At 58.6% G+C, this 13,862-nt stretch carries 9 protein-coding genes; 1 reads left to right on the top strand and 8 read right to left on the bottom strand.

Features of this window, described 5'->3' with window-relative positions; genetic code table 11:
- The 6 genes from cas1 to DMP07_RS07865 all read right to left on the bottom strand — a co-directional run bounded on the left by cas1 (position 1) and on the right by DMP07_RS07865 (position 9,627).
- Entirely contained in the window at positions 1-873 is an 873-nt protein-coding gene (gene cas1 / locus DMP07_RS07890) for a type II CRISPR-associated endonuclease Cas1 (RefSeq protein ID WP_123198603.1), read from the bottom strand.
- Complete coding sequence (gene cas9, locus DMP07_RS07885; protein ID WP_148039659.1) at positions 863-4,987, bottom strand: type II CRISPR RNA-guided endonuclease Cas9; 4,125 nt, start codon at positions 4,985-4,987, stop codon at positions 863-865. Before cas9 ends, cas1 begins: the two co-directional genes overlap by 11 nt.
- A gap of 387 nt (positions 4,988-5,374) precedes the next feature.
- Positions 5,375-5,902, bottom strand: coding sequence for a gamma carbonic anhydrase family protein (locus DMP07_RS07880; protein WP_123198601.1), 528 nt, complete (start codon positions 5,900-5,902; stop codon positions 5,375-5,377).
- Between the two features lie 684 nt (positions 5,903-6,586).
- Positions 6,587-7,468 (bottom strand): TrmH family RNA methyltransferase, encoded by an 882-nt coding sequence (locus DMP07_RS07875; protein WP_123198600.1) that lies wholly within the window; start codon positions 7,466-7,468, stop codon positions 6,587-6,589.
- Between the two features lie 271 nt (positions 7,469-7,739).
- The gene (locus DMP07_RS07870) at positions 7,740-9,104 is read right to left on the bottom strand and encodes a PFL family protein (protein WP_123198599.1); all 1,365 of its coding nucleotides are present in this window, start codon (positions 9,102-9,104) and stop codon (positions 7,740-7,742) included.
- Between the two features lie 250 nt (positions 9,105-9,354).
- Positions 9,355-9,627 (bottom strand): ACT domain-containing protein, encoded by a 273-nt coding sequence (locus DMP07_RS07865; RefSeq protein WP_123198598.1) that lies wholly within the window; start codon positions 9,625-9,627, stop codon positions 9,355-9,357.
- A gap of 271 nt (positions 9,628-9,898) precedes the next feature.
- Between DMP07_RS07865 and DMP07_RS07860 the strand changes: the two genes are divergently transcribed.
- The gene (locus DMP07_RS07860; RefSeq protein ID WP_123198597.1) at positions 9,899-11,314 is read left to right on the top strand and encodes a sodium-dependent transporter; all 1,416 of its coding nucleotides are present in this window, start codon (positions 9,899-9,901) and stop codon (positions 11,312-11,314) included.
- Positions 11,315-11,572: 258 nt separating this feature from the next.
- On the opposite strand, the gene DMP07_RS07855 is transcribed toward DMP07_RS07860, so the two are convergent.
- Positions 11,573-12,610, bottom strand: a complete 1,038-nt coding sequence (locus DMP07_RS07855; protein WP_123198596.1) for an MBL fold metallo-hydrolase — start codon at positions 12,608-12,610, stop codon at positions 11,573-11,575.
- Between the two features lie 138 nt (positions 12,611-12,748).
- A complete protein-coding gene (tilS, locus tag DMP07_RS07850; RefSeq protein WP_123198595.1) occupies positions 12,749-13,861 on the bottom strand; it encodes a tRNA lysidine(34) synthetase TilS in 1,113 nt (370 codons plus the stop codon).
- Position 13,862: the final 1 nt, after the last annotated feature.

Here is a 13,862-nt window from a genome sequence, read left to right as displayed (position 1 = left end):
CTAGGCAAGAGAGAACTCCATATAGGCATCGATATCGGCACGGCCGCCCAAGATGGCAAGATTCGTTTTTGTGAACAAAGACAAAATGGATGAGAGGCGATAAGTTCCCTGTGGCAGCTGGTAGAAGTCCGAAAACAACTCAAGAATATCCGACTTCGTCCTTGTGTCGAGCGATTCACCTGGATGATTCGCCACGTACAAATCGACCACGGGCCTAAAGGGTTCCATGAAATCGCACGACAGATTGAAATGGTTGTACTCATTGCAATGATGTATGCCCAGCTGCGTTAAATAACCCCTTGAAGTTATCTCTCTGTTCAGCCAGGCAAGCAGAATCGCATAGCCGTAATTGAGCTGTGCATTAATGGCGTTGTTCTCATCTCGGCTAAATCCCATTCCAAACAACGCATTGAAGTACACCTTCGCAGCGTGCCCTTCCCTATTCGTCACATCGCCTGGCTCGACGCTCATCGCATAGTCCCTGAGCATGCGAGCCTGCTCGAGCTCAAGCAACTCGAGCACACGAGCCTGATTGCTGATTTTCGACACAACGATGCGACGCCAAAGTTCATCACCGACGGCGCTATCCCATGCAATCTGCTCGCGAATACGCTTCGTGGAATCATGAGCGCCGTATATAGGAGAGTACTGCCCTATGGGATCGTGCTTGATATCGCAAAACACCACCGGGATACGCGCCTGAGCCAATTCGGCCATCAAATACGAACTGACATACGCCGCAGTACTCTCCACAACAACCATGGCAATCTCGGACAAATGAATCATCGTCTGATCATCTTGACGCACAACCATGTAGCCGTTCTTGTACGAACAGCGACAACGGTTGGTGATGTAGACGGTCCTATAGCTCAACCTGAGAACGCCTCTCGAACATTCCCGTTACCGAAGAGTCGACGAAAGTGATATCGGAAATCGCCCCTCCGAAGCTGATGCCGTTCATTCGTCCCGACGCCCCCGCTAAATTCAGAGATTTCAAGCCTATACCAGCATCGCAATGCAGCATCGAAAGGAGCTCGTTAATTGAAACGACCTTCTCTGGGAGACTTTTACCGCAATAAGCCACCGACACCTTAGCCGCAAAAAGCTTCTCAGCAATCTTTCCATACCTCGGATAGTAATCTCCGACAACAGCACACAAATGTCTAAACAGTTCGTCCGCCCCCGCAGCTAGCTCTTCGGGTCGTTCGGCCACCTCCCTCTTCGATTCAAAATCGCAGAGCAGCTTCATGTACTTCCTGGGAAGCCACAACTGGCGCGCATTAATCATCTCGGACGGCGATGTCAGGTAATATTCGACACCGCCCCATTCAATCTTCTGATACTTCATCACGCATGAACGCAAAATACGGGCTTCCTCGTAGCGAGAATCGACATACTCCCTCAAGTCATCTTCGTCCTTGATTCCGTATGACACATTCACGGGAATGCCAACCATGGACACCTTGCGCTTCTTCTTGCCACGCACTACCTCTGCATGCTCAACAACGCTGTAAAATGCATAGCTAACACTCTCGTAGTGCCCATACCTGTCCACAGGAAGATTCGCCTTCAAAGGAATAGCCTTGTCGCTCTTGCCACGAGGCGAATACACCGTCTGGTTCCAGAACGAACCCGTCAGTTTTTCAACCTTGCGCGAAACGAAGCAGTCTTTGTAATTCAGGCACTTCCTTATTCGCTCCACCTCGTATTCTCCATGCCACGAATCTCGAAACACTTCGCCCGTTTCGGGGTCGAATCCATTGATGCCGAAGCTATTCACGATCAAACCGGCATGGCTCTTCGTAGCCTTTTTCGTCGCAACGGCAAACCGAGAGAACGTTCCATAGTCGAAGTCTTCGGAAATGCGGGGAAAACGAGTCGCCACGAATCTGCTGAGCTGACATGCCAAGTAGGCATCATGAGCATGATGCCAATCGTTCACGGCACGCACCTTATAGAACCCATACTGCACTCGAAGATTATGGGAAAGCTCCGCCTTGACCGTTTCGATCGTCGAGTCGGGATAAATCGATTGCAACAATGTAACGACGTGCTTCGAAATCTGACGCGTTTCAACAAGCTGCCTGTTGATGAATCCCTTCGCCTGGCGATCGGTCACCCTGTCGGTCGTCAGAGCATTGAATTTTTTATCACTCATCAGCTTCGCATCATGCCAACTGGCCCATCGAGCGAAACAACGGCTGCGCATGGCGGCAGGCAGCGGATACTCGTCAAGCTTGCGTTCGTTTTCGGACTGCTTCACCAGCACCATGTTGTCGATGGAATCGTCCTTCACGACCGATTGAGGCACAATGTGGTCGATGTGATAAAGGGACAAGTTCGCTATATCCAGCGGCTCGCCGCTATATGCACACTTTCCACGTTGGAGAAAATACAGATAGAGACGCTTGCTATCCAATCCGTCTTTATGCCTAGACAGTTCGCTCTTGAGGTCCTTCTGCCCCTCGTATAGAGCCATGTCTTTCGTAATGGCGGCATACAGGTTTTCTATTTGCTTATAACGAGTCGTAGTGCGCTTGCCCTTTGTCTTGCCCACTTCCTCGCGAGCCATCTCTACGCAAATCTTCGCAGGCGCATGACCGACGATCGAAACGATTTCATCGACGATTTTCAGGCTCTGATTGATGCCGCGTTTAATTGCGGGAGACCCAGGAATGTCATCCAGCAAGTCATTTGACCTATTGTGCAAAAACTCCTGGTTCCTTGCATCGAGAAGCGGTTTGAAACCGAACCTTTCGTCGGCAAGAATCTCCATCAGGTTCATGGGGGTCGATCGATCGCTATCGCGCAGCACGTCCATAATGCAGGTGCTGCGACCCTGATAATCAACCCTCAACTCCTCGAGGAATTCCCGGGACAAATTGGACCAGCCCGTATAACGCAGCTTACAAATACGCTTCACCTGAGCACGCGAAAGAGCACCGTTTCCACCGCACTCGACAGGGCCATACGTCGTGTTGACGCGCCGCTTGAGTATGTCCTTGTCCTCGAACACCGTAACCCACAAGATAAGGTTTTCAACCATCTCGTAGTCCTCAAACGTTTCAATGGGGCGCTCAAGAATGCAAGCGAAATCGACATACGAGCGCAACGAAGACGCAAACTCCGTTTCACGCTGAGTGCCCTTGATCTTATAGTGAGACCCGAAACGGCTCTTCAGGTACTCCTCGACATCCGCGACCTTCACGCGAGTTTTCTTCTTGAATACATCATCGTAGATCGCCTGCACCGTTTCGACATCCATGCGGACAAACCGCTCGCCGTCGGCATCATGTTTGCATACGTTAAGTTCCTGACGAACGCAAAATTCGCTGTACAGAAGAGAGTTTTTAGGAATGACCTTCTTACCGAGGTAGTAGCTGCACTCACCAGTCAAATTCGTAATGAACGCCTCCGCACACGCGTCCCTATCGATGACGTCATCGAAGTTCCAAGGGCGCACGGGCTCGGACTCTTTTCCCGGCTTGCGGACGGCCCACCCGAACGGCTTCTTGCGATTCGGATTGCTTTCCTTACCCAAGGGGCCCACATAATAAGGCAGACGAAACGCGAGTAGCTGGCAAATCTCTTCCCCGTGTTCGGCGAGGGTAGGATAATACGCTTTTTGATTATCGATAACAGCTCGCATCTCCTCCAAATGGAGCTGATGGGGGATCGCGCCGTTCTCGCTGGTCCTGAGTTTTCGCAGGAACGTTCCGTCCTCCATCTTTTGCAGGGACTCATCCCAGAATCGAGCATCGTCATCAACGAAAGAATCCGCAAACGGAGCAATCTGCTTCTTTAGCTCCGCATAGAAATCATCGCGGGAGACGCTTCCTAGAATGTAGGACGTATACCCCTTCGCATCTTTCTTTTTCTTATACGTGCCATCGGCATAGCGGGCGCCCCTGAATATCAAGTTGTAGATTCGATTGACCCCCTGATCGTCCTTGGGGCAATAGCGTCGCACAAGACTCTTCAGCTTCTTCAGGTCGGCACGATGATCCTCCCAACGACGAACCATTGCCGCGGAAAGAGTTTCGCCCTGGGCGTCGGACAAAATACCCGAAAGCAAATAGGCACCGTGCAACTCCTTGAGCGAAGCGTAAAGGTCGGCATACTCCTCGGGCAACACCTCGTCCTCGAAGCTCTGTGACTTTGCCTCGTCACTAAGCGCGAACGACGCATCGCTCGCCTCGTCTAGAGGAATGATCTTTGAGAAATTCGCCTTATAACCGAATGCCGCCTTCGCTATCTCCTTCGCTGCAGCAGCCTCCGATTTCGGCAGCCCGAGGGCCGCAGCGAAATCATCTCGACGCACCGCCCTCACTTTGGAAGTGTCGCCTAGCGCAAGTATCAAAGCGCTTGCGTCGGTGTCCTGACGAAGATAGTCGACTCCCTTTTCCTCGAAATACAACTCAAACGCAGAAAGGAAATTCTCGACAGCAGCACCAGCATCGGCGTCTGCCGCAGACATCTCCCCCTCAACCAAAAAATTGCCTCGATACTTCATCATGTGATGAAGGGCGAGGTACACAAGGCGTATATCCACCTTCTCGCTCGAAGTTACCAGAGCATGTCGGAGGTGGTAGATTGTCGGATATCCGCCTTCGCGAGAATAGAAATCGGCATCGTCGTATTCGTCACCTACGAAAAAGGTGAACTTACTTGCAAAGTCGCGATCATCCTTCACAAGGGCCGACTGAGCCATGCGGCAGAAGAAATCAGGATCGACCTTTTCGATGTCGGGATAGAGAAATGCGCGCAGGTCCTGGATTCGCTGCTTGCGGCGGCCGTAACGACGACGAAGCGTGCGCGACATCCTCGTGTCGGCGGCGGTTTTCGCCTGATCGAACAAACGACTCCCCCACGTATTCTTGCCTTTGAATTTACACAGATCGCCGTCTTCATCGACAACGGCCCATCCGACGGAGTTCGTGCCGATATCGAGTCCGATATAGTAATCACCGACGTTCCTCAGATTCACCTTGAAGCACTCCCTCCCATTTGATACTATGCCCTCGTTGCTCTTACCCAGAGTGACGCTGCGAGTCAAAATAAAGGCTCTGCCTCACCCGCTGCATATAGCAGCCCCATTTAGATGGGAATCGAAGAACCCGAAAGGGTTCTTTCTTTTTTCAACAAATTAAATCAGAGCAAAACATCAAACAGCCGATATCTGCAAACCATGCTCTCATGGTAGCAAAGAAGCTTTCGCGAGGATATATTTATAAGTCCCGATTTCATCCCATCCAGGTAATAAATCGCGCCTCTCAAAAGGCTCTACCGCTCGCCCCAAAACGCACGCCGTCCGCATATGCGCAAAGAAAGCGGCCTACAGGCCGCCTTCTTCTCATACATTCTTGGATATGCGCTATTTCACGGGAACCGGGTAATGCGGGGCCGCGGCGTAGGCGAAGGCGTCGTCGGTGTACACCTCGTCGTTGTGCTCCTGCGGACGCTGGCCGGGCTCGAAGGTCTTCTTCACCACGCCGGGAACGCCTGCCACCAGCGAATAGGGCGGAACGACCATGCCCTCCTTCACCAGCGCGCCCGCGGCGATGATGGAACCTTCGCCGATGACGGCGCCGTTCATCACGATGGCGCCCATACCCACGATCACGCGGTCTTCGATCGTGGCGCCGTGCACGATGGCGCTGTGGCCGATCGAAACACGGTCGCCGATCGTGACGGGGCAATCGTAATCGGCATGAAGCATCACGTGGTCCTGCACGTTGCTCAGAGCGCCCACGGTGATGGGGGCCACCTCGGCGCGCATGACGGCGTTGAACCATACGGAGCTGTTCTCGCCGAGCGTCACGTCGCCGCTGATGGTCGCATTCTCCGCGATGTAGGCCGCCTTATCGATGTCGGGACGCATTCCCTTGAACTCGATGATCATTTCGGTTCCTCCATTCATGTTGGTTACTATCAGTAACCCTGTTTCTTATTGCTTCTTGGATTCCATCCAACATGAATGACGCCGCAGCCGCACGACGCCGTATGCGAGCACGCCATTGCGCTGTTCGGCGGCTCCCTTTCAGTCTACCGTGCCGACCTTATTAGTATTAAATAAATACTTAGTTACTAATACTTTTTAAATTTTTTATTGAAAACTGCAAGCTTTTTCACTGTTGATAACTTTTTCAACAAGACACACTTTTCAACATTCTTGTTAATAGTTTCTTCCACATACCTTGATAACGCAGGGGTTTTCAACAACACCTGGTGTCACCTTGGGTTTTTCTTCCATATATTCAAGTATCGAAAAGTAACTTAAGACCTTGTTTTACACTTATTACTCAAAGAATGTTGAAAACTTGGTGGATTCCACAGCATCTTGTGTTTAAAACTTTCTCCCCCACCGGAAAAAGTTTTCCTGGAATTTGCGGCGCCTTGAAATTCATCAAAACGAGGCAAAACGCAGCGTAACTCCTTTCGCCCGGCGAAGCCGACCGCTCGCAGCGGCGGCCCGCCCAAGCCCCTCGAACGCAAGACGGTCCGCCGGCTCGAACGCCGACGGACCGTCGAAAAAGCATCCTTCCGCCCGATTCGCCCCCGCGAACCGCGCCGCGTGCCGATGCCGCTAACGACACAGCTCCCAGAACGTGACCGCCGATGCGGCCGCCACGTTAAGGCTGTCGACGCCGTGCATCATCGGGATGCGCACCGTGAAATCGCACCCTTCGATCGTGCGATGCGACAGCCCGTCGCCTTCGGTGCCGAACACGAGCGCCAGCTTGTCGCATGCGGCAAGCGTTTCGTCACCCAGCGGAACCGAATCGTCCGAAAGCGCCATGGCCGCCGTTTTGTAGCCGAGCCTGCCCAGCGTTTCCAGACCCGCCGCGGGCCAATCGCGCACGGTTTCGCCGATGCGCGTCCACGGCACCTGAAACACCGTGCCCATGGACACGCGCACGGCGCGGCGATACAGCGGGTCGCAGCACGTCGGCGTGACGAGCACGGCATCGATGCCCAGCGCAGCGGCCGAGCGGAAGATGGCGCCGACGTTGGTGTGGTCGACGATGCCTTCCAGCACGGCGATACGGCGGCGGCCGTCATCGTTTTCCGCTGCGGCGCGGGCCTCGTCGATGCCCGCCAGCAGTTCCTCGACGCTCAGCAGCGCGGGGCGGCGCATGGCGCACAAGATGCCGCGCGTCAACGCGAAGCCGGTCAGCTTCTTCAGCTCGGCCTCGGGCGCCACGAACACCGGCACATCGAGCCCAAGCTGTGCGCCCGCACGCTCGATCGCCTCGATCGTCGAAGCCGCGGCCTCTTTCCATTCGGGCGTCATCAGCACCGAAACGGGCTGCATGCCGCCCGCGAGCGCGCGATCGATCACCTTGATGCTCTCGGCGATGAAGATGCCCTTCTCGGGCTCGAGCTTATTGCGCAGCTGGGCCTCGGTCAGGCGCGCATAGGCATCGAGCCGAGGATCGTCCAGACTGGTTATTTCAACATACGACACGTTCGTCTCCTTGCTTTGACCGGTCCGACCGAAACGCGGCCCGCGCGACGGGCCCGCAAGCGCCGCCTCCGTGCGAGGGCGTCGGACAATGTCCACGATTATAGGCCGGCGCGAAAGGGCGCCCGCGCGGCCGGGCGGGCAAAACGCGAAGAACGGCACAAGCGCGCCTCGACCTCTTCCCCGCGGCTTCGCCCTGCAACGAAAAAACGCCGCCGAGCCCGCTGGCCCGACGGCGTTTGAAACCGCGCGCGGCGCCGATGCGCCGAACGGCTTAATTCTTGAACGAATGGATCGGCGCGGGAATGCGGCCGCCGCGGCTGACGAACGCCTCGCAGCTCTTCGTGTTCACTGGCATGATGGGGGCGTATCCCAGCAGGCCGCCGAACTCGGCCGTTTCGCCGACGCCCTTGCCGATCACGGGGATCACGCGCACGGCCGTGGTCTTCTGGTTCACCATGCCGATCGCCGCCTCGTCGGCGATGATGCCCGCAATGGTGGAAGCCGTGGTGTCGCCGGGAATGGCGATCATATCCAGGCCCACGCTGCAGACGCAGGTCATGGCCTCGAGCTTCTCGATGGTCAGGCAACCGTTGGCCGCCGCGTCGATCATATTCTTATCCTCGGACACGGGAATGAACGCGCCCGACAGGCCGCCGACATAGCTCGACGCCATGACGCCGCCCTTCTTCACCTGGTCGTTGAGCATGGCGAGCGCCGCCGTGGTGCCGGGCGCGCCCACCTGTTCCAGGCCGATTTCCTCGAGAATCTCGCCCACCGAATCGCCCACCGCGGGCGTCGGGGCAAGCGACAGGTCGATGATGCCGAACGGCACGCCCAGCCTGCGGCTTGCTTCCTGAGCCACCAGCTGGCCGACGCGCGTGATCTTGAACGCGGTTTTCTTGATGGTCTCGCACAGCACCTCGAAGTCTTTGCCGCGCGCGGCCTCGAGCGCGCTTTTCACCACGCCGGGGCCGGAAACGCCCACGTTGACCACGGCATCGCCCTCGGTGACGCCGTGGAAGGCGCCGGCCATGAACGGGTTGTCGTCGGGGGCGTTGCAGAACACCACGAGCTTCGCGCAGCCGAGGCTGTCGTTATCGGCCGTGGCCTCGGCAGTCTGGCGCACCACTTCGCCCATCAGCTTCACGGCATCCATGTTGATGCCCGTTTTCGTGGAGCCGACGTTCACGCTGGCGCAGACGCGCTCGGTTTCGGCGAGCGCCTGAGGAATCGAGCGGATAAGCAGCTCTTCGGCCGGCGTCATCGATTTGCTCACGAGGGCCGAATATCCGCCCAGGAAGTTCACGCCCACCTCGGCCGCCGCCCTATCGAGCGCGTGTATCACTTTGACGAAATCGTCCGTGGTCTTGCATGCGCGGGCGCCTACCAGCGCGATAGGCGTCACGGAAATGCGCTTGTTCACGATGGGAATGCCGTATTCGCGCTCGATCGCCTGCCCCGTGGGAACGAGGTCTTTGGCGTACGAGACGATCTTCTTATATATATTGTCGCATAGCTCGTCCACATCGTCGCACGCGCAGTCGAGCAGGCTGATGCCCATGGTGATGGTGCGCACGTCGAGCTTTTCCTGCTCGATCATCTGATTGGTCTCATGGACCTCCATGATATTCAGCATGAACCATGCCTTTCATTCGATGGGAACATTCCAAACACCCGCAATCGCTCGAGTCGCCGAAGCATGACGAGACAGGCGAGCCCATAAGCCGCCGCAACGCGGGCGAGGGCGGGCGCGGCGAGGGCAGTCGGCGAGAAAGGCCGAGGAAGCGCACTTCGACACGCGACAAGGACTCGGAGCGTCGAATGCCCCGCCCCGCTCCTCCGCAGCCGGACGAGCGGCTCCGTCGGCCGTCAAACCGACGGAACTCCTAGACCCTGTGCATCTTCGTGAAAATCTCTTCCTTCTGGCAGCGGATGCGTACGCCGATTTCTTCGCCGAGCGCCTCGAGGTCGCCGACCATGGCGCCGAAGTCTTTGCCGGCATCGGTGACGTCCACGATCATCATCATGTTGAAGAACCCGTCGATGATGGTCTGGGAAATATCCAAAACGTTGACATTGCTATCGGACAAGTACGTGCAAACGCGAGCGATGATGCCCACGGTGTCCTGGCCGACCACGGTGATGATGGCTTTATCCATGCCGAAAGCCTCCTTGCTGAAAACGGATTTCGATGCGGATGCATAAGCATACGCTTTCAGCGACACTTTATCACGATGTAGCGTAACCGCACCCGAAGCTGCACGGACGGCCGCCATTCGCCAAAGAACGCCCACGAGCGGCTATCGCATGCCGTACCGTCTACCGCTTCGTCATTCCCCATGCCGACCTGCGGCGCTTTTCCACTATAATGTGCCGACCACGTGAAAGAGACGCGCCCGTCTGCGGCGCGTGCGAAGAAAGCGAGCTACCATGAGCGAACCGCAACCGTCGCGCGAGAAATTCGCATCGCGCATCGGATTCATCCTCATCTCGGCCGGCTGCGCCATCGGCCTCGGAAACGTCTGGCGCTTCCCCTACGTCACCGGCGAATACGGCGGCGCCGCGTTCGTGCTGCTGTACCTGCTCTTCCTGGCCATCCTGGGCCTGCCCATCCTGGTCATGGAATTCTCGGTCGGCCGCGCGTCGCAGAAAAGCTGCGCGCGAAGCTTCAACATCCTCGAGCCTAAAGACACGAAATGGCACCTGTACAAATGGTTCGCCATCGCCGGCAACTACATCCTCATGATGTTCTACACCACGGTGGCCGGCTGGATGGTGGCCTACGCGTTCAAGATGGGCACCGGCCAGCTTAACGGCGTGGCGCCTGACAACACGGGCAGCGTGTTCGCCGCCCTGCAGGCCGATCCGCTGCAGATGTTCGGTTGGCTGCTGCTCATCTGCCTGATCGGCTTCGGCATCTGCGGCATGGGCCTGCAGAAAGGCGTCGAGCGAATCACCAAGGTCATGATGGCCTGCCTGTTCGTGGCCATCCTCATCCTTGCCGTCAACAGCCTGCTGCTGCCCAACTCCGGCGAAGGCATCGCCTTCTACCTGCTGCCCGACTTCTCGCGCCTGTTCGCGGGCGACACCGTGGCCGAACAGATGGGCACCTTCGGCGACGCCGTGTACGCGGCCATGGGACAGGCGTTCTTCACGCTGTCCATCGGCGCATCGGGCATGGCCATCTTCGGCAGCTACATCGGCCGTGACCGCCGCCTGACGGGCGAGGCCATCTCGGTCGCGGGCCTGTCCACCCTGATCTCGCTGCTCGCGGGCCTGATCATCTTCCCCGCCTGCTTCTCGTTCGGCGTCAGCCCCGACTCCGGCCCCAACCTGGTGTTCGTCACGCTGCCCAGCGTGTTCAACCAGATGTGGCTCGGCCAGCTGTGGGGAACGCTGTTCTTCATCTTCATGAGCTTCGCGGCGCTGTCCACCGTCATCGGCGTGTTCGAGAACATCATCGCCTTCGCCATGGACCAGTGGGGTATCTCGCGCAAGAAGGCCGTGGCCATCAACGCCGTGGCGATCGTCATCTTGTCGCTGCCCTGCATCCTGGGCATGAACGTGTGGAGCGGCTTCCAGATTCCCGGCATCGGCGACATCCAGGGCCTCGAAGACTTCATCGTGTCGAACAACATCCTGCCGCTGGGCGGCCTGCTGTACGTGCTGTTCTGCACGAGCCGCTACGGCTGGGGCTGGAAGAACTTCAAGGCCGAGGCCGACGCAGGCTCCGGCATGAAGTTCCCCGCATGGAGCTTCTTCTGGATCAAGTACTGCATCCCCGTGCTGATGGTCATCATCTTCATCATGGGCTACGTGCCGAAGTTCCAGATCTGGTTCGGTTAACGAAGCGTCCCGCGGCCGCGCGCCTCGCACATGCGTTGCTGCGCGCGACCGCATCGGCGACGCGACACGCAGCGCATAGCATGTCGAAGACCCCGGAAGGCAACGCTTTCCGGGGTCTTTTTCTATCCTGAAGCCGGCCTCTATACGGCCGCGACACGACCGACGCCTCTGCAGCCGCGCCAAGACCGACGTCCGCCCTGGCCCGCGCATGAAAAAACGGCAGAGGCGCCGAAGCCCTCTGCCGTTTCGAAACGGACGCTATGCCGCGTAGTAGCGATAGATGCCCTGCTCGTCGCACTCGCGCATGATCAGGCCCTCGCGCACCTGATGCTCCAAGATCAGCATGCCGCTTTCCAGGATGCACCATTTCTGCGCGGTGGAAATGTCCTCCCATTCGTAAGGGACGTTCCATTTGAGGCCGCGAATGACCTCGGCCCCTATGGCGCCCGGGTGCTCGCGCACGAAATCCACCGCGCGCTGCAGGCGCCTGGCATGGTGGTCGAGCAGCCATTGCGCGCGTTCGCGCCACCCGTCGCGCAAATCGCCGTGGGAAACCAGCAGGCGGCTGATGGGCATATCGAACATCTTGGCCACGTTGCCCAGATACACCGCCACCGAATCGGCCGAATCGGGCCTGAAGCCGAGGCCGGGCGATATCACGAACAGAATATGGTCGCCCACGAAGAACAGGCCCGATTCTTCGTGGAAAAGCGACTGGTGGCCGGGCGTGTGCCCCGCCGTGGAAACCACGCGCAGGACATGGCGCCCCACGGCGATCGCGTCGCCGTCTTCGACGAAGCGCAGGTTGCGGCCTTCGGCCTTGAAGCTGTCGATGCCCGTGCCGTAGCGGCCTTCGCGGCAATACAGGCGCGCCCGCTCGGGCGGCACGCCTTCGGCCATCACGCGGCGCTCGACGCGGCTCCAGAAAACCGGGTCGTTCGCGTCGAGCATCAGGTCGAAGTCGACGCGGTTCACATACAGCGGCGCATCCTGCGGAACCAGCCGGTCGACAAGGCCCGCATGGTCCATATGCAGATGCGTCAGGAAAAACGACGCGCAGGCGGGGTCGACGCCTATCTCGTCGAACGCGCGTGCCAGGACCGCGGATCCTTCGTCGGTCGGAGCGCCCGTGTCCACCACGAGCACCTCGCCTTCGTCTTCCACCACGTAGACGTTCGTTTCGGACGTCGAGATATTCGTGAAAGGAACCTGCACCGCGTAGACGTTCGGAGCGCGATGGATCTGCTGCCATCGCTCGCCCGCGCGCAGGCTCGCCTCCTGTTCGCAATCAGCCATACCGACCTCGCTTGCCCGCGACCCGAGCAAGCCCGGGTCGCGCCTCGTTCTCTTTTCCGTTTCGGATATTACGGAAACCGCGCGCGGCGGTGCAAGGACCGCCGCTTTCAACGTAAAGAAACTAGATTGCCCCGCGCGCTACGCCTTTTTGCGGCGGGCACGAAACGCGCTCATGGGCTCGATGCGCAAGCCCTGTTTGTTGTACGAAACGGCCAGGTCGCCCTGGATATTCGTCACATATCCGCTTGCGCCCAGGCCCGCGATGCATGCCTCGATCGACGCGCTTTCGATGCGCGCATCCGCCCCGAGCGCCAGCGTGAGCACGCGATCGATTGCGCGGCGGACAAGAGGCGCAGGCGCTTCGGCCAGCTCGGGCGCCGCGAGAAAGCCTTCGGCGGGCGACGGGCCGAGCGGCGTGACGCAACGCAGCACCAGCTCGCGCGCCTGCGCCGTCAGCATGTCGTCTTCGTCGGCGATGAGATTCATCGTGCGCGTCAGGGTTTCAAGCAGGCGCGGATTGCGCTCCTTCGCCCGCGGGACTATTTCGTGGCGCACGAACGCGCGGAAACGGTCGGTGTCGGCGTTCGTGGCATCCTCGCGCCACAGCGCGCCCGCTTCGTCACGCACCGCCTCGGGGCGCGTCTCGATGAATGCGCGCAAATCGTCGCGGCCCGTTTCGAGCAAGGGGCGGCATACGCGGCACCCTTCGATGAGCGCGCTGTGCTCCATCGAGCGGAATCCGCCAGGGCCCGTGCCCACGATCGAGCGCATGTAGAAGTTCTCGACGCGGTCGTCGGCCGTATGCGCCGTGAAAATTCGCCCGGCCTCGAAGGGAAAACCCATGTAACGGCAGGTGCTTTCAAGCGCCTCGCGCGCGGCGCGGTACCGCTCGGCGCGCGCGATGGCCTCCATGTTGCCGCCCGTCGAGCGCACAAGCTGCGCCACGTCCACATCGCACACGAACAGCGGAATGCCCAGGCTTTCGGCCAGCATGGAAACAAAAGCGGCATCGCCGTCGGATGCGGCCCCGCGCAGGCGGTGGTTGACGTGCAGCATGGCAAGCCCGCCCAGACGCCCCGCCGCCACCAGGTCGGCGGCCAGATACGCAAGCGCGGTGCTGTCGGATCCGCCGCTCACCATGAGCAGCACGACATTGTCGCGCGTGGCCATGGCGCGCTCGGCCATGGTGCGCTCGACGCAGGAGAAAACGTCCTGCGCGCGGCGCGTCGGAGCTTCGGTTGCGTGCGCCATA

The sequence above is a fragment of the Slackia faecicanis genome, assembly GCF_003725295.1.
GTDB lineage: Bacteria > Actinomycetota > Coriobacteriia > Coriobacteriales > Eggerthellaceae > Slackia > Slackia faecicanis.
This window is presented reverse-complemented; position numbering and strand designations above follow the sequence as displayed.

Excerpts from the sequence above, each read along its gene's own strand:
- DMP07_RS07880 (WP_123198601.1), bottom strand. The coding sequence starts at position 5,902 with ATGATCATCGAGTTCAAGGGAATGCGTCCCGACATCGATAAGGCGGCC.
- DMP07_RS07870 (WP_123198599.1), bottom strand. The coding sequence starts at position 9,104 with ATGCTGAATATCATGGAGGTCCATGAGACCAATCAGATGATCGAGCAG.
- DMP07_RS07865 (WP_123198598.1), bottom strand. The coding sequence starts at position 9,627 with ATGGATAAAGCCATCATCACCGTGGTCGGCCAGGACACCGTGGGCATC.
- DMP07_RS07860 (WP_123198597.1), top strand. The coding sequence starts at position 9,899 with ATGAGCGAACCGCAACCGTCGCGCGAGAAATTCGCATCGCGCATCGGA.
- DMP07_RS07855 (WP_123198596.1), bottom strand. The coding sequence starts at position 12,610 with ATGGCTGATTGCGAACAGGAGGCGAGCCTGCGCGCGGGCGAGCGATGG.
- tilS (WP_123198595.1), bottom strand. The coding sequence starts at position 13,861 with ATGGCGCACGCAACCGAAGCTCCGACGCGCCGCGCGCAGGACGTTTTC.